Annotated in this window: 16 protein-coding genes; 11 read left to right on the top strand and 5 right to left on the bottom strand. The window is 64.5% G+C overall.

The window, feature by feature from the left end; genetic code table 11:
* Nucleotides 1-167: 167 nt before the first annotated feature.
* Nucleotides 168-1,592, bottom strand: a complete 1,425-nt coding sequence (tldD, locus tag BMI91_RS06265; RefSeq protein ID WP_078540231.1) for a metalloprotease TldD — start codon at nt 1,590-1,592, stop codon at nt 168-170.
* Nucleotides 1,593-1,814: 222 nt separating this feature from the next.
* Here tldD and coxB point away from each other — a divergent pair, with 222 nt between their 5' ends.
* From coxB to BMI91_RS06215, 10 genes are all read left to right on the top strand, one after another.
* A complete protein-coding gene (gene coxB / locus BMI91_RS06260) occupies nt 1,815-2,639 on the top strand; it encodes a cytochrome c oxidase subunit II (protein ID WP_134332878.1) in 825 nt (274 codons plus the stop codon).
* A 34-nt stretch (nt 2,640-2,673) separates the two neighbouring features.
* Nucleotides 2,674-3,609 carry a heme o synthase gene (gene cyoE, locus BMI91_RS06255; protein WP_078540230.1) on the top strand — a complete coding sequence of 312 codons (936 nt, stop codon included), beginning with the start codon at nt 2,674-2,676 and terminating at the stop codon, nt 3,607-3,609.
* Nucleotides 3,610-3,612: 3 nt separating this feature from the next.
* The gene (locus BMI91_RS06250) at nt 3,613-3,807 is read left to right on the top strand and encodes a hypothetical protein (RefSeq protein WP_078540229.1); all 195 of its coding nucleotides are present in this window, start codon (nt 3,613-3,615) and stop codon (nt 3,805-3,807) included.
* Nucleotides 3,804-4,397: a cytochrome c oxidase assembly protein gene (locus BMI91_RS06245; RefSeq protein WP_078521866.1), complete on the top strand. Its 594-nt coding sequence runs from the start codon at nt 3,804-3,806 to the stop codon at nt 4,395-4,397. Before BMI91_RS06250 ends, BMI91_RS06245 begins: the two co-directional genes overlap by 4 nt.
* Before the next feature lie 17 nt (nt 4,398-4,414).
* Nucleotides 4,415-5,218, top strand: coding sequence for a cytochrome c oxidase subunit 3 (locus BMI91_RS06240; protein ID WP_078604304.1), 804 nt, complete (start codon nt 4,415-4,417; stop codon nt 5,216-5,218).
* Nucleotides 5,219-5,290: 72 nt separating this feature from the next.
* The gene (locus BMI91_RS06235) at nt 5,291-5,971 is read left to right on the top strand and encodes an SURF1 family protein (RefSeq protein WP_078604303.1); all 681 of its coding nucleotides are present in this window, start codon (nt 5,291-5,293) and stop codon (nt 5,969-5,971) included.
* 9 nt (nt 5,972-5,980) lie between these two features.
* Complete coding sequence (gene thrC / locus BMI91_RS06230) at nt 5,981-7,378, top strand: threonine synthase (RefSeq protein WP_078604302.1); 1,398 nt, start codon at nt 5,981-5,983, stop codon at nt 7,376-7,378.
* Nucleotides 7,375-8,634, top strand: coding sequence for a M16 family metallopeptidase (locus tag BMI91_RS06225; RefSeq protein ID WP_078604301.1), 1,260 nt, complete (start codon nt 7,375-7,377; stop codon nt 8,632-8,634). The genes thrC and BMI91_RS06225 overlap by 4 nt, the downstream gene beginning before the upstream one ends.
* Nucleotides 8,634-9,218 carry a GNAT family N-acetyltransferase gene (locus BMI91_RS06220; protein ID WP_078604300.1) on the top strand — a complete coding sequence of 195 codons (585 nt, stop codon included), beginning with the start codon at nt 8,634-8,636 and terminating at the stop codon, nt 9,216-9,218. The genes BMI91_RS06225 and BMI91_RS06220 overlap by 1 nt, the downstream gene beginning before the upstream one ends.
* Nucleotides 9,219-9,352: 134 nt before the next feature.
* Entirely contained in the window at nt 9,353-10,756 is a 1,404-nt protein-coding gene (locus BMI91_RS06215) for an FAD-binding oxidoreductase (protein WP_078604299.1), read from the top strand.
* A gap of 123 nt (nt 10,757-10,879) precedes the next feature.
* Here BMI91_RS06215 and BMI91_RS06210 read toward each other — a convergent pair whose 3' ends face one another.
* From BMI91_RS06210 to BMI91_RS06200, 3 genes are read right to left on the bottom strand one after another with little or no spacing between them, the layout of a single operon-like run.
* Nucleotides 10,880-11,302, bottom strand: coding sequence for an NUDIX hydrolase (locus BMI91_RS06210; RefSeq protein WP_078604298.1), 423 nt, complete (start codon nt 11,300-11,302; stop codon nt 10,880-10,882).
* Nucleotides 11,299-11,829: an adenine phosphoribosyltransferase gene (locus tag BMI91_RS06205; RefSeq protein WP_078521850.1), complete on the bottom strand. Its 531-nt coding sequence runs from the start codon at nt 11,827-11,829 to the stop codon at nt 11,299-11,301. The genes BMI91_RS06210 and BMI91_RS06205 overlap by 4 nt, the downstream gene beginning before the upstream one ends.
* A 7-nt stretch (nt 11,830-11,836) precedes the next feature.
* Complete coding sequence (locus BMI91_RS06200) at nt 11,837-12,709, bottom strand: S-methyl-5'-thioadenosine phosphorylase (protein WP_078604297.1); 873 nt, start codon at nt 12,707-12,709, stop codon at nt 11,837-11,839.
* A 137-nt stretch (nt 12,710-12,846) separates the two neighbouring features.
* On the opposite strand from BMI91_RS06200, the gene BMI91_RS06195 reads away from it, so the two are divergent.
* Nucleotides 12,847-13,725, top strand: a complete 879-nt coding sequence (locus tag BMI91_RS06195; protein WP_078602064.1) for a DMT family transporter — start codon at nt 12,847-12,849, stop codon at nt 13,723-13,725.
* Here BMI91_RS06195 and BMI91_RS06190 read toward each other — a convergent pair.
* Complete coding sequence (locus BMI91_RS06190; RefSeq protein WP_078604296.1) at nt 13,715-14,314, bottom strand: flavin reductase family protein; 600 nt, start codon at nt 14,312-14,314, stop codon at nt 13,715-13,717. The two genes, BMI91_RS06195 and BMI91_RS06190, sit on opposite strands and share 11 nt — an antisense overlap.
* Nucleotides 14,315-14,367: the final 53 nt, after the last annotated feature.

Raw genomic sequence — 14,367 nt, 5'->3', positions numbered from 1 at the left:
CTGCCGCGTTAGTCTTAATAACTCGTTACCAAAACCCGTATCGCGACGGGTTTGGAATAAATTTTTCACGTTTTGGTTGCAGATTTTTTTGGCGCTACCGATTTGCAGCTTGGGGCCGCGGGGGAGACCTCGCCGGATCATCTCCCCCACGCCCGTCGGCGAAACGTTTACGCGGCCGAGCCGCCCACGGTCAGCCCGCCGATCATCAGGGTCGGTTGGCCGACGCCCACCGGCACCCATTGGCCCGCCTTGCCGCAATTGCCGATGCCGGGATCCAGCGCGAGATCGTTGCCGATGGCGCGGATATGCTGCATCGCGGTCGGCCCGTCGCCGATCAGGGTCGCCCCGCGCACCGGCGCGCCGACGACGCCGTTCTTCACGCGATAAGCTTCGGTGCAATTGAAAACGAATTTGCCATTGGTGATGTCGACCTGACCGCCGCCGAAGCCGACTGCATAGATGCCGTCCTTCAAATCGGCGAGAATCTCGCCCGGATCGGCATCGCCGCCCAGCATGTAGGTGTTGGTCATCCGCGGCATCGGGGCATGAGCAAAGCTCTCGCGCCGCCCGTTGCCGGTGGCCTCCACGCCCATCAGGCGGGCGTTCTGGCGGTCCTGCATGTAGCCCACGAGCACGCCATCCTCGATCAACACGTTCTTGCCCGAGGGGGTGCCCTCGTCGTCGATCGTGATCGAGCCGCGCCGGTCGGGGATAGTGCCGTCGTCGAGCACGGTAACGCCTTTCGCCGCCACCTGCTGACCCATCAGCCCGGCAAAGGCAGACGATTTCTTGCGGTTGAAATCGCCTTCCAGCCCGTGGCCAACCGCTTCGTGCAGCAGCACGCCCGGCCAGCCCGGCCCAAGCACCACATCCATCACGCCGGCAGGCGCGGGTTCGGCGCGCAGGTTCACCAGCGCGATGCGCAGCGCCTCGCGCGCGACCGGCTGCCAATGCGCGGGCTCGATCAGGCCCGACAGGCCGAACCGCCCGCCGCCGCCATGGCCGCCGGATTCGCGGCGTCCGTTCTCTTCCACGATGACCGAGATGTTGATCCGCGCCATCGGGCGGATATCCGAGACCAGCCCACCCTCGGGGCGCAGGATGAACACTTCCTGTAGGCTGGCGGCCATCGAGGCCGAGACCTGCACGACGCGCGGGTCGAGGTCGCGGGCAAACGCGTCGATCTCGCGCAGGATGTCGATCTTCGCGGCGAAGGGCGTGTCCGAGACGGGATCGGTATCACTATAAAGATGCAAATTCGTGCCCTTGGGCGGGGGCGCCATCGTGCCGCCGCCATCGCCCACGGCGAGGCGCGCGGTCTCTGTCGCCCGCTTCAGCGCGGCTTCGGAAATCTCGGTCGAATGGGCATAGCCCGCCACATCGCCCTTCACCGCGCGCAGGCCGAATCCTTCGGAGGCATCGTAAGAGGCGGTCTTGACGCGCCCGTCATCGAAGACCAGCGCCTCGGACCGGCGCTGTTCGAGAAACAGCTCGCCATCCTCGGCCCCTGCGGTCGCTTCACGCAGCAGATGCAGCGCGCGATCCTGGTCGAGCTTGTCCTCGAAAGGGGCGAAACGGTCGGGCTTGGTCATCTGGACTCCTGCTAAGGCGATCAATTTTGACAAAATGTCGCAGCTTTTGCTTGCGCCACCCTCCCAATATGATTTTAAAGTGAGAACACGCAACGGTGAACGGTTTGGGAGATCCGAACGCCGTCGGGCGGCAGGGAGAAACGCCGCCAAAAGGGAGACATGGGACTTATGCGCTTTGCAAGCAAGGGCCGCGGCATCGCGGCCGCTGTCACGTCGGCTGTTATGTTGACGCTCGTCGCCGGGCAGGCCTCGGCTCAGGACATGATCAAGGGGCTGCCGGTGATCGGTAAGCCGCATCTGGGCGGCACGGGGTTCCAGCCCGCGTCCTCGAACCTCGCGGAAGATCAGCAATGGCTCGACCATATGCTGCTGGTGATCATCGCCGCGATCTGCGTTTTCGTGTTCGCGCTGATCATCTACGCGATCCTGCGCTTCAACAGCCGCGCCAATCCGACGCCGCGCAGCTTCACCCATAACACGCCGCTCGAGATCACCTGGACCTTTGTGCCGATCGTGATTCTCGTGGCGATCGGGGCCTTCTCGCTGCCCGCGCTGTGGAATCAGCAGGAAATCCCGGAAGGTGACATCACCGTGAAGGTGACCGGCTACCAGTGGTACTGGGGCTACGAATACCCCGATGAGGGCGTGGCGTTCGATTCGCTGATGTTGGCGAAAGACGAGCTTGCAGATCATGGCTATGCGCCCGACGAATATCTGCTGGCCGCCGACAACGCGATGGTGGTGCCCGCGGGCAAGACGATCGTCGTGCAAGTCACTGGCGCGGACGTGATTCACAGCTGGACCGTGCCGGCCTTCGCCGTGAAGCAGGACGCCGTGCCGGGCCGGATCGCGCAATTGTGGTTTAAGGCCGATCAAGAAGGTGTGTATTTCGGCCAGTGTTCGGAGCTTTGCGGCACCAACCACGCTTACATGCCCATCGTGGTCAAAGTTGTCTCACCGGAAGTTTACGCTAACTGGCTTGAGCGTGCGAAGAATGACTTCGCCTCGGTCGAGACGGATGGCGCGGTTCGGGTCGCACAGAACTGAATTCATTGTGCGATAACACCCGAGGGACGCTTTCATGAGTGACATCAGCTATATCCGCCAACAGGACAACGAGGCGCGGTTCGGCGACTACATCGCGCTTCTGAAGCCGCGCGTGATGTCGCTGGTGGTCTTCACCGCCTTCGTCGGCCTCGTGGTTGCGCCGAATCCGGTGCATCCCTTCGTTGGCTTCGTCGCGATCCTGTTCATCGCGCTGGGCGGCGGTGCCTCGGGCGCGCTGAACATGTGGTATGACGCGGATATCGACCGCATCATGCGCCGCACCCGGAACCGTCCGATCCCGGCGGGCCGCATCTCGGAGCGCGAGGCGCTGGGCTTCGGCCTCGCGCTGTCGGGTATCTCCTGCGTGATGCTGGCGCTGGCCACGAATATCTTCTCGGGCCTGTTCCTCGCCTTCACCATCTTCTTCTACGTCGTCGTCTACACGATGTGGCTCAAGCGGGCGACGCCGCAGAACATCGTGATCGGCGGCGCGGCGGGCGCCTTCCCTCCGATGATCGGCTGGGCCGTGTCGACGGGTGGCATCTCGATCGAATCCGTGGCGATGTTCCTACTGGTCTTCCTCTGGACGCCGCCGCATTTCTGGTCGCTCGCGCTGTTCATGAAGGCCGATTACGACGAGGCGAAAGTGCCGATGCTGACCTCGACCCACGGTCGGGTGGTGACGCGCAAGAACATCCTGTTCTACGCTTTCATCCTCGCCCCCATCGCGGTCGGCACGGGTTTCACCTCGATCGGCGGCCCGGTCTATTTCGCGACGGCGCTGATCATGAATGCGCTCTTCATCAAGGGCGCGATCGAGATCCACGCCCGCACCGAAGCGCAGGCGGAGGCCGACAAATACGCGGTCGAGAAGCGCTTCTTCTATTTCTCGCTCATCTACCTCTTCGCGCATTTCGCGGCTTTGCTGGCCGAAGCGGGGCTGAGCTATATCGGTTTGGGAGTCTGGTAAGCGATGGCAATCACCCGGGACAGTGATCTTCATATCCGTCGGTTCTCGCGCAATGCGGGGCTGGGCGCGGTTCTTCTCGGGTTCGTCGCAATCGTCTTCGGTCTGACCGTGGTCAAGGTCGAGAACGGCTCGAAAATGGAAGCCTACGATCACCAGCCGCGCGCCTCCGTGCTGCCGGCGGAAGGGGCTTCGCAATGACCCAACGCCCCGCAGATCGGTCGAACACGCGCGTGCTGCTCTCGCTGCTCGCGGTGATCGTCGTGATGGGGGCAGGGGCCTGGGCTGCAGTGCCGTTCTACAACTGGTTCTGCAAGACCACCGGCTATGGCGGCACGACCAACACCGCCGAGGTGCTGCCCGACAAAGTGCTCGACCGCGAGATCCTCGTGCGTTTCGACGCGAATGTCGCGCGCGGCATGCCGTGGGAGTTCAAGCCGGTCCAGACCGAGATGAAACTGAAGATCGGGCAGAACGGGCTCGCCTTCTACGAGGCCTACAACCCGACCGATCATCCGATCGCGGGGACGGCGAGCTACAATGTCTCGCCCGACGTGGCTGGCTACTATTTCGACAAGATCCAGTGTTTCTGCTTCACCGAACAGGTGCTGCAACCCGGGGAGAGGGTGCAGATGCCGGTGAGCTTCTTCGTCGATCCCGACATTGTCGAGGATGCCGATGCGAAGCGGATTCACGCGATCACGTTGAGCTATACTTTCTATGAAACCGACCTTCCCGAGCCGGAGGAAACTGCCTCGGTCCGTCAAAGGGAGACGGAGACGGTCAACTAGCCATCGGAGGGAGACGCATGGCCCACGCAAAGAACCACGACTACCACATCCTACCGCCCTCGATCTGGCCCCTCCTCGGGGCAGTGGGCGGCTTCATCATGCTCTTCGGGGCGGTGCTCTGGATGCAGAGCATTACCCATTACGTCTTCTTCGGCGGCCTGCTCGTGGTGCTCTACACCATGTATGGCTGGTGGTCGGACGTAGTCCACGAGGGCGAAGTGGGCGATCACACCCCGGTGGTGCGGATCGGCCTGCGCTATGGCTTCATCCTGTTCATCATGTCCGAAGTGATGTTCTTCGCGGCCTGGTTCTGGAGCTTCTTCAAGCACGCCATGTACCCGATGGGCCCGATGAGCCCCATTCAGGACGGCGTCTGGCCGCCCGAAGGCATCGTGACCTTCGATCCGTGGCACCTGCCGCTGATCAACACCGTGATCCTGCTCCTGTCGGGTGTGACGCTCACCTGGGCTCACCACGCGCTGGTGCATGAAAACGACCGCAGCCAGGTCAAGCAGGGCCTGATCCTGACGGTGATCCTCGGCGCGTCCTTCACGGTCCTGCAGGCCTACGAGTACAGCCACGCGGCCTTCGGTCTGGCGGGCAATATCTACGGTGCCAACTTCTTCATGGCGACGGGCTTCCACGGGGCGCACGTGATCATCGGGACGATCTTCCTGCTGGTCTGCCTGATCCGCATCGTCAAAGGCCAGATGACCCAGAACGAGCACGTCGGCTTCGAGGCCGCCGCCTGGTACTGGCACTTCGTCGATGTGGTCTGGCTCTTCCTGTTCGCGTCGATTTATATCTGGGGCAGCGCGTAAGCGCCCCCGGCCATCACACGCAAAAGCGCAGATCGGCGCGGGGGGCGACCCTCGCGCCGCTTTGTTGGAGGCTTGATGAAACGCTACATCTTTCCGCTGCTGCTGGGCGTCGTCGGCTGCGCGATCCTGATCTCGCTCGGCATCTGGCAGGTGCAGCGCCTTGGCTGGAAAGAGGCGATGCTGGCCGAGATTTCCGCCAAGATCGAAGGTCAGCCGCAGGCGCTGCCGACCAAGGGCACCGACACCAAGCCTCTGAAATACGAACCCGTCACGGTAAGCGGGCGCACGACGGGGCAGGAGATCCTCGTGCTTTCGGGCCAGAAGGGCGTCGGCGCGGGCTACCGGGTCATCGACGCTTTCGAGACCGATCAGGGCCGCAAGATCCTGCTCGATCGCGGCTTCATCCCCGAGGGCGAAAAGGGCACCGACCGCCCCGCCACGGCGCTCAGCGTCACCGGCAACCTCCATTGGCCCGAAGAGACCGACAGCTATACCCCCGAGCCCGACGCCAAGACCGGCATCTGGTTTGCCCGCGACGTGCCCGCGATGGCTGCGAAGCTCGGCACCGAGCCGATCCTGATTGTCGCCCGCACCGTTCAGGGCGCCGCGCAGGGCATAACGCCGGTCCCCGTCACCATCACCGGCATCCCGAATGACCACCTCGGTTACGCGATCACCTGGTTTTTGCTCGCAATCGTCTGGGCTGGGATGACAATCTTTCTTCTCTGGCGTATCAGGCGGCAACAGGCCTGAGGATTGACGATGCGTTATGTTTCCACTCGGGGCAAAGCCCCGGTTCTGAATTTCGGCGATGCGATGCTGACGGGGCTTGCCCGTGACGGCGGGCTTTACGTGCCTGAGACCGTGCCGCAGTTCTCCGCCGATGAGATCGCAGCGCTCGCAGGGCAGCCCTACGAAGAGGTGGCTTTCCGTGTGATGAAGCCCTTCGTCTCCGAGACTTTCTCGGACGAGGAACTGCGCGGCGCCATCACGCGTGCCTATTCCGGCTTTGGCCATGTCGCCCGCGCGCCGATGGTGCAGCTGGCGCCGAACCATTTCCTGCTGGAGCTGTTCCACGGCCCCACGCTCGCGTTCAAGGATTTCGCGATGCAGGTGATCGGGCAGCTCTTCCAGATCGAACTGCAAAAGCGCAACAAGAAGATCACCATCGTGGGTGCCACCTCGGGCGATACCGGCTCGGCGGCGATCGAGGCGTTCCGCGGGCTCGACAATGTCGACGTGTTCATCCTCTTCCCGCATGGCCGGGTGTCCGAAGTGCAGCGCCGCCAGATGACGACGCCCATCGAGAGCAATGTCCACGCGCTCGCGCTCGATGGTGATTTCGACGATTGCCAGGGCAAGTTGAAGGACATGTTCAACGACTTTGACTTCCGCGATGAGGTCGGTCTGGCGGGCGTGAACTCGATCAACTTCGCCCGCGTGCTGGCGCAGATCGTGTATTTCTTCTCCTCGGCCGTGGCGCTTGGTGCGCCGCATCGCAAGGTCTCCTTCACCGTGCCCACCGGCAATTTCGGCGATATTTTTGCGGGCTTCCTTGCGAAGGAAATGGGCCTGCCGGTCGAGCGTCTGGTGATCGCGACGAACCAGAACGACATTCTGCATCGTTGCCTCGAGAAGGGCGATTACACCAAGCAGGGCGTCACACCCTCGATCTCGCCGTCGATGGATATCGAGGTGAGTTCGAACTTTGAGCGCGCGCTGTTCTGGGCCTATGGCAAGGACGGGGCCGCGATCGAGAAGCTGATGGACGAGCTGAAAACCGAAGGCTCCTTCACCGTCTCCGAAAACGCCATCGGGAGCTTGCGCGATATCTACGACAGCGGCTCGGTCGGCGAGGCGCGCACGATGGAAGAGATCGGCGACACGCTGAAGGAAACCGGCGAGCTGCTCTGCCCGCATTCGGCGGTCGGCGTGAACGTCGGCAAAACGGCGGTCGCGCGTGACCCGGCCACGCCGATGATCACGCTCGCCACCGCGCATCCCGCCAAGTTCCCCGATGCTGTGGAAGAGGCGACGGGCATCCGCCCCGACCTGCCGCCGCGCATGGCGGACCTGTTCACCCGCGAGGAGCGCGTGACCCGCGTGCCGAATGACCTTGCAGACCTTGAAGCCCTGATCCGGGAGCGCCGCCGCACATGATCGAAATGACCACCCTGAAGAACGGTCTGCGCATCATCACCGAGTCGATGCCGGGCCTCGCCTCTGCCGCGATCGGCGTCTGGATCACGGCCGGTGGCCGCCACGAGCGCCCCGAGCAGAACGGCATCGCGCATTTCCTCGAACATATGGCGTTCAAGGGCACGAAGACGCGCTCGGCGCTGCAGATCGCGGAAGCCATCGAAGACGTGGGCGGCTATATCAACGCCTATACCTCGCGCGAGATGACCGCCTATTACGCCCGCGTGCTTGCCGAAGACGTGCCGCTCGCGCTCGACGTGATTTCGGACATTCTGCTGAACCCGGTCTTCGACCAGCGCGAGATCGAGGTGGAGCGCGGTGTGATCCTGCAAGAGATCGGCCAGTCGCTCGACACGCCCGACGATGTGATCTTCGACTGGCTGCAAGAGGCCGCTTACCCCGATCAGCCGATGGGCCGCACGATTCTCGGCCCGGCGGAGAAGGTCCGCAGCTTCGCGCGTGACGATCTCTCGGCTTTCGTGACCGAACATTACGGCCCCGATCAGATGATCCTCTCGGCGGCGGGTGCGGTCGATCACGCGGAGATCGTGAAACGCGCCGAGGATATCTTCGGCGACCTGCGCCCCGCGCTGAACCCCGCGCCCTATCCCGCGAAATGGGTCGGCAACGAGCGGCGCGAGATCAAACAGCTCGAACAGGCGCATTTCGCGCTTGGCATCGAGTCGCCCAGCTATCGCGACGCCGATCTCTACACCGCGCAGGTCTATTCGGTGGCGATGGGCGGGGGGATGTCCTCGCGCTTGTTCCAGAAGATCCGCGAAGAGCGCGGGTTGTGCTACACGATCTTCTCGCAGGCCGGCGCCTACGAGGATACCGGCATGTTCACCGTCTATGCGGGCACCTCCGGCGACGAGGTCCGCGGTCTGGCCGAACTGACCATCGACGAGCTGAAACGCGCCGCCGAGGACATGACCGAGGTCGAGATCGCCCGTGCCCGCGCCCAGATCAAGGCAGGTCTGCTGATGGGGCTGGAAAGCGCCTCGGCGCGCGCGGAACGCATGGCGCGCAGCCTCTATATCTGGGGCCGGGTGCCCGGGATCGACGAGGCCTCGGCGCGGATCGACAGCGTCACCCGCGATGCGGTGCGCGATTTCGGCGAACGGCTCGCCACTGGCGGGCGCACGGCCATGGCGCTTTACGGCCCGGTCAAGGATGCGCCCGAGCTCGGGGAGCTGCGCGAAAGGCTCGCCGCCTGATGTTCGCGCGTCGTCGTCAGCTGCGGATCGATACGGATCGAATGATCCTGCGTCCGCCGCAGCATGGGGATTATCGTCCTTGGGCCAGCCTGCGCGAGGACAGCCGCGACTTCCTGGTGCCGTGGGAGCCGAGCTGGTCCTCCGACCACCTTAGCCGCAAGGCGTTCTCGAACCGGGTCTATTGGGCGGCGCGCGCGATCGCGAACGGCACCGCCGTTCCCGTATTTCTGTTCTCGCGCCGCGATGACATTTTTCTGGGGGCGATCACGCTCGACAATATCCGGCGTGGGCCCGCGCAGGCGGGCACGCTGGGCTATTGGATCGGCCAACGCCACGCGCGTCATGGCTATATGCGCGAGGCGATCGAGGCCGTGGTTCATTACGCTTTCACCAAGCTCGACCTGAGCCGCATCGAGGCAGCTTGTCTGCCCGAGAACGCGGCTTCGCGCGGGGTGCTGGAGAAGTCCGGTTTCAAATATGAGGGTGTTGCGCAGAGCTACCTGCAGATCAACGGGCGCTGGCGCAATCACGTGCTTTATTCCAACCTGCGCTCGGATCGCCGGGGACGGACGGATGTCCGATAGGGACGGATATGCTGGCGACGGACGTCCGGCCCTTCGCTTGCGCTACGGGCGTTCGCCGGGGCGTCCTTCCACCGGAAGGCCGCTGATCCCGGCTCACCCCCCGGGATACTTAAGCCAAGCCGAAGGAGGCAGAGATGCGCACCGCCGCTGATGAAAGTTTCGTCGAGACGCTGCGGGACGCGGTGCCGGGCCTGAGCCTCGGGGCGCCGGGCGCGTCCTATCTGGAAGAGCCGCGCGGGCGGTATCACGGCCTTGGCGGAGTTCTGGTCAAGCCGACGTCGACCGAAGAGGTCGCAGCGGTTCTGAAGCACTGTCACGCGGCGGGCGTCGCCGTGCTGCCCTATGGCGGCGGCACCGGTCTGGTCGGTGGCCAGATCACCGAAGACGGTCCCGTGCCAGTCATCCTGAGCCTCGAAAAAATGAATGCCGTCCGTGCGGTCACCGGCCATGTTCTGGAGATCGAGGCCGGCGCGACGCTGCTCGAGGCCCAGCAGGCGGCGGAAGGCGCGGAGCGGCTGTTCCCGCTGACGATCGCAAGCCAGGGCTCTGCCCGGATCGGCGGTGTGCTGGCGACCAATGCGGGCGGGGTGAACGTACTGCGCTATGGCAACGCGCGCGAGCTGTGTCTGGGCGTCGAGGCGGTGCTGGCCGATGGCACGGTGATCTCCGGCCTCAAGCATCTGCGCAAGGACAATACCGGCTACGATCTGAAGGACCTGCTGATCGGGTCCGAGGGCACGCTCGGGATCATCACGGCGGCGACCCTGCGGCTGTTCCCGCGCCCGGCGGCGGTCGGCACGGCGATGATGGTGGTCGAAAGCCCCGCCGCCGCGCTGGAACTGCTGGAACTCGCCGAGGCCCGGATGCCGGGCTGCGTGTCGGCCTTCGAGATGATCTCGGGGCAGGGGCTGCGCTTTCTCGATGAGGTCGGGCCGGAGGTGCACCAACCTTTTGAGGCCCGCCCCGACTGGTCGGTGCTTATCGAGATCGGTCTGCCCGAGGGGCTGGCGCCGGAGGAGGCGCTGGGAGAGCTGTTTGAGGCGGCCGAGGGGCTGGTCAGCGATGGGGTGATCGCAAGCTCCGAGAGCCAGCGCGCCGAGATGTGGTCCCTGCGCGAGAGCCTGCCGGAGGCGAACAAGCGGATCGGATCGATCTCGAGCCATGACATCTCGTTGCCGCTGCCGAAACTGGCCGCTTTCATCGAAGAGGCGCGTGGCGCGCTTCTCGACCTCGGCAATATCCGGATCAACTGCTTCGGCCATGTCGGCGACGGCAATCTGCATTTCAACGCATTCCCCGCCGAGGGGCGCGACCGCAAGGAATACGAGAATCTGCGCCGCGCGATTCCCGAGACGGTCTACGATCTGGTCGACCGCTTTGGCGGCTCGATCTCGGCCGAGCATGGGATCGGACGGCTGAAGGTGGGCGATCTGGAGTGCTACGGCGATCCGGGCAAGCTGGCCGCGATGCGCGCGATCAAAGCGGCGCTCGATCCGAAAGGCATCCTGAACCCCGGCGCGGTGCTGGCGGAGCGCTGAGGGCCAAGAAAAACGCGCCCCGCCAGGAGAGCAGGCGGAGCGCGGCGTTCCGGTTCACGTGTCATTGCAAGCAGCCGAACCATCAGCCCCGCTCAGGGTAGGTCGATTCGCGTAAGAAAGACGTTAACGCGGTCCGAGCGCGGCGGCCTGCCGCGCGATCCGCGCCACGTCGCGGCTGAGGGGAAGGTCCTCCTCCATCCGGTCGATAGCGACCCAGCGTGCATCCAGCGCGTCGTCGTCCGCGACCGGCTCTCCTGCCTGCCACCGGCATTCGACAGCGACCAGCACGAAGTGATGCTCCAGCGTGCCCTTTCCATCCTCGGCGAGGACGTCGAGCGCGTTGAAGGCATGGGTGGCCCGCGCCTGCACGCCGGTCTCTTCAAGCAATTCGCGCTCTGCCGCCGCAAGAAGCGTCTCGCCGAACTCGACCTTGCCGCCGGGAAAGCCCCAGAGCCCGGCATCGGGCGGGTTCGCCCGCTGCACCAGCAGCGCCTGCCCGTCGCGGATCACGACGGCAAGAATGGCGGGGACGGGACGGGGGCTCACGCCCCCTCGAATTCGCACAGAACGCTGACATTCATGCCGCGATCTTCGAGCAGTTTGCGCCCGCCCAGTTCCGGCAGATCGACGATGAAGGACAGGCCCACGATCTCGCCGCCGACGCGCTCGATCAGTTGGATGCCCGCCTGCGCGGTGCCGCCGGTGGCTAGAAGATCGTCGACGACCAGAACCTTCTCGCCCGGCTTGATCGCATCTTCATGCATCTCCATCACCGCCTCGCCATATTCCAGCTGATAGGCCTGGCTGATCGTCTGACCGGGCAGCTTGCCCTTCTTGCGGATCGGCACGAAGCCTTTCGACAGCTGATGCGCGATCGCGCCGCCGATGATGAAGCCGCGCGCCTCCAGACCCACGACCTTGTCGATCTGCTGGCCGGCCCACGGGTGCAGCAACTGGTCGATCGCCATGCGGAAACCGCGCGGATCGGCGAAGAGCGTCGTCACATCGCGGAACATGATCCCCTCATGGGGGAAATCGGCAATGGTGCGGATATAGTCTTTGACGTTGGTCATGGGATCCTCAGAGGTCGAGCACGCGGCCCGCGATGGTCTTCAGTTTGCGCGCCATCTCGGGGTCGCACTTGTCGGGGGCGGTCATGATCGCGCTGTCGAGGGCGTGGGTGCAGCCGGTGGCGCAATCGCCCGCCGCGCCCTTCAGCAGACCGGGCAGAGCCGCGACCAGATCGCGCGCCTTATCGGCGTTCTTCATCGCGACGGCAACGACCTGCGCCACATCCACGGCATCATGATCGGGGTGCCAGCAGTCGTAATCGGTGATCATCGCGACACAGGCATAATGCAGCTCCGCCTCGCGGGCGAGCTTGGCCTCGGGCATGCCAGTCATGCCGATCACGTCGGCGCCCCATTGGCGGTAAAGCTCGCTCTCGGCCTTGGTCGAGAATTGCGGGCCCTCCATCGCGACGTAGGTGCCACCCTCATGGACGCTCACGCCGGTTTTGCGCGCGGCCTCGGCGCAGGCGGCCGAGAGGTCGGAGCAAACAGGATGTGCGACCGAGACGTGGCCCACCATGCCGGGGCCGAAGAAGGTTTTCTCACGCGCGAAGGTGCGGTCGATATATTGGTCCACGATCAGGAAATCGCCGGGCGCATAGGCCTCTTTCAGCGAGCCCACGGCGGAGACGGCGATCAGATCGGTGACGCCCAGCTGTTTCATCGCGGCGATATTGGCGCGGTAGGGAACGGTGGTCGGCGTCTCGACATGGCCGCGCCCGTGGCGGGGCAGGAAGGCCATCTTCACACCGTCCAGCGTGCCGGTCAGCACCTGATCGGAGGGCGCGCCGAACGGCGTCTCGACGGTGATCCATTCGGCCCCTTCGAGCCCGTTGATCTGATAGACGCCCGAGCCGCCGATCACCCCGATCATTCTGTCCATTCTGCGCATCCTTCGCCTGTCTTTTCCGCGTCGCAGCGAGCCTAAGCGCCACGGCCCCGGGAGGAAAGAGGGATTGCAGCCACTTGCCGCGCGGTCTATCGGCGCAGGGGGGTATGGGAGTCCCCACGGGAGGATCTATGGAAAATATCCGCGGCTCGGTGCTGATGGTCGTCGCGATGGCGGCCTTCGCGATGGAAGACATGTTCGTCAAATCCGCCTCGACCCATCTCGCGGTGGGCGTGGTGCTGATGCTATTCGGCCTCGGCGGGATGGTGGTCTTCGGTGTGCTCATCACCGCGCGGGGCCAGCGGCTGCTACATCCGGCGCTCGCTTCGAAACCGCTCCTGATCAAGCTCGCGCTCGAAGTGGTTGGGCGTCTTGGCTACACGCTGGGGATCGCGCTGACGCCGCTCTCGAACGCCTCCGCGATCCTGCAGGCAACGCCGCTGGTCGTCGTCGCAGGCGCGGCGGTGGTGTTTTCCGAACGCGTCGGCATCCGCCGCTGGGTCGCGGTGGGGATCGGGTTCATCGGCGTGCTGATCGTGCTGCGCCCCGGCCTCGACGGCTTCGTCCCGGCTGCCCTTTGGACCGTGCTGGGGATGCTGGGGTTCGCGGGCCGCGATCTGGCGACGCGCGCCTGCCCGCCGGTCCTGTCGAATTTCCAGCTCAGCTTCTACGGCTTCATGATGCTGATCCCGACCGGCGTGCTGATCCTGCTGATCTTCGGCGGTGTGACGACGCCTGATCTCTTTGCGCTGCGTGACGTGGCCGGTGCGGTGGCCTTCGGCAGCCTCGCCTATTGGTCGCTGACCAAGGCGATGCGGATGGGCGAGGTCTCGGTCATCACGCCCTTCCGCTACACCCGCCTGATCTTCGCGCTGATCCTCGGCGCGGTGGTGTTCGGCGAGCGGCCCGATGCGGCGATGATCGTGGGTGCGGCACTAATCGTGGCGAGCGGCCTCTACACGCTGATTGAAGGCCGCCGCAGCCGGGCGCGCGCCCGGATCAGAGCTTAGGCCGCAGCATCTCGAAGGTTTCCGAGACAGCTGCGTAATCGCCGCGATTGCCGAGCCGCACGAGACGATCGGGCGGGGAATAGAGCCCGTCCTTGAGGCAATCGTCCGCGATATGGATGCCTGTCACCTCGCCATGCACGAGGTAATTCCCCTCGCCCAACAGCTTGATCACCTGCACCACGCGACATTCGAGCGAGGCAGGCGCCGCGGCCACACGCGGGCAATCGATCGTCTCGCATTCCGCCTTCTCGATCCCGCATTCGGCGAACTCATCCGTGCCGGCCGGAAAATTCGCGCAGGAGGCGTTCATCTGATCTTTCAGCGCATAGGTCACGAGATTGGCGCAGAACACGCCCGCTTCGCGCAGCTGCGAGACACTGTCCTTCGTGCCGTCGCGGTCGGGCTTCACACCGGTCGAGGAGAAGATCACCTGCGGTGGCGTATAGGCGACCGCGTTGAAGAAGGAGTAGGGCGCGAGGTTGTCGCCCATCTCGCTGCGCGTCGAAATCCAGCCGATCGGACGCGGGGCGACGATGGAATTGAACGGGTTATGGGCGAGAGGGTGGCCATCCGAGGTGCGATAGAACATGCTTTCTCCTGTTTGATCCCGAACTTAGCGCATGCTACCGCGCAGGAAAGGGG

The sequence above is a fragment of the Thioclava sediminum genome (assembly GCF_002020355.1).
GTDB lineage: Bacteria > Pseudomonadota > Alphaproteobacteria > Rhodobacterales > Rhodobacteraceae > Thioclava > Thioclava sediminum.
Note: the sequence above shows the minus strand (reverse complement) of the source record. Positions and strands in the feature narration are given on the sequence as shown.

What these genes read in the sequence shown, in the direction of transcription:
- tldD (WP_078540231.1), bottom strand. Translation starts at nt 1,592, where the DNA reads ATGACCAAGCCCGACCGTTTCGCCCCTTTCGAGGACAAGCTCGACCAG.
- coxB (WP_134332878.1), top strand. Translation starts at nt 1,815, where the DNA reads ATGTTGACGCTCGTCGCCGGGCAGGCCTCGGCTCAGGACATGATCAAG.
- cyoE (WP_078540230.1), top strand. Translation starts at nt 2,674, where the DNA reads ATGAGTGACATCAGCTATATCCGCCAACAGGACAACGAGGCGCGGTTC.
- BMI91_RS06250 (WP_078540229.1), top strand. Translation starts at nt 3,613, where the DNA reads ATGGCAATCACCCGGGACAGTGATCTTCATATCCGTCGGTTCTCGCGC.
- BMI91_RS06245 (WP_078521866.1), top strand. Translation starts at nt 3,804, where the DNA reads ATGACCCAACGCCCCGCAGATCGGTCGAACACGCGCGTGCTGCTCTCG.
- BMI91_RS06240 (WP_078604304.1), top strand. Translation starts at nt 4,415, where the DNA reads ATGGCCCACGCAAAGAACCACGACTACCACATCCTACCGCCCTCGATC.
- thrC (WP_078604302.1), top strand. Translation starts at nt 5,981, where the DNA reads ATGCGTTATGTTTCCACTCGGGGCAAAGCCCCGGTTCTGAATTTCGGC.
- BMI91_RS06225 (WP_078604301.1), top strand. Translation starts at nt 7,375, where the DNA reads ATGATCGAAATGACCACCCTGAAGAACGGTCTGCGCATCATCACCGAG.
- BMI91_RS06220 (WP_078604300.1), top strand. Translation starts at nt 8,634, where the DNA reads ATGTTCGCGCGTCGTCGTCAGCTGCGGATCGATACGGATCGAATGATC.
- BMI91_RS06215 (WP_078604299.1), top strand. Translation starts at nt 9,353, where the DNA reads ATGCGCACCGCCGCTGATGAAAGTTTCGTCGAGACGCTGCGGGACGCG.
- BMI91_RS06205 (WP_078521850.1), bottom strand. Translation starts at nt 11,829, where the DNA reads ATGACCAACGTCAAAGACTATATCCGCACCATTGCCGATTTCCCCCAT.
- BMI91_RS06200 (WP_078604297.1), bottom strand. Translation starts at nt 12,709, where the DNA reads ATGGACAGAATGATCGGGGTGATCGGCGGCTCGGGCGTCTATCAGATC.
- BMI91_RS06195 (WP_078602064.1), top strand. Translation starts at nt 12,847, where the DNA reads ATGGAAAATATCCGCGGCTCGGTGCTGATGGTCGTCGCGATGGCGGCC.
- BMI91_RS06190 (WP_078604296.1), bottom strand. Translation starts at nt 14,314, where the DNA reads ATGTTCTATCGCACCTCGGATGGCCACCCTCTCGCCCATAACCCGTTC.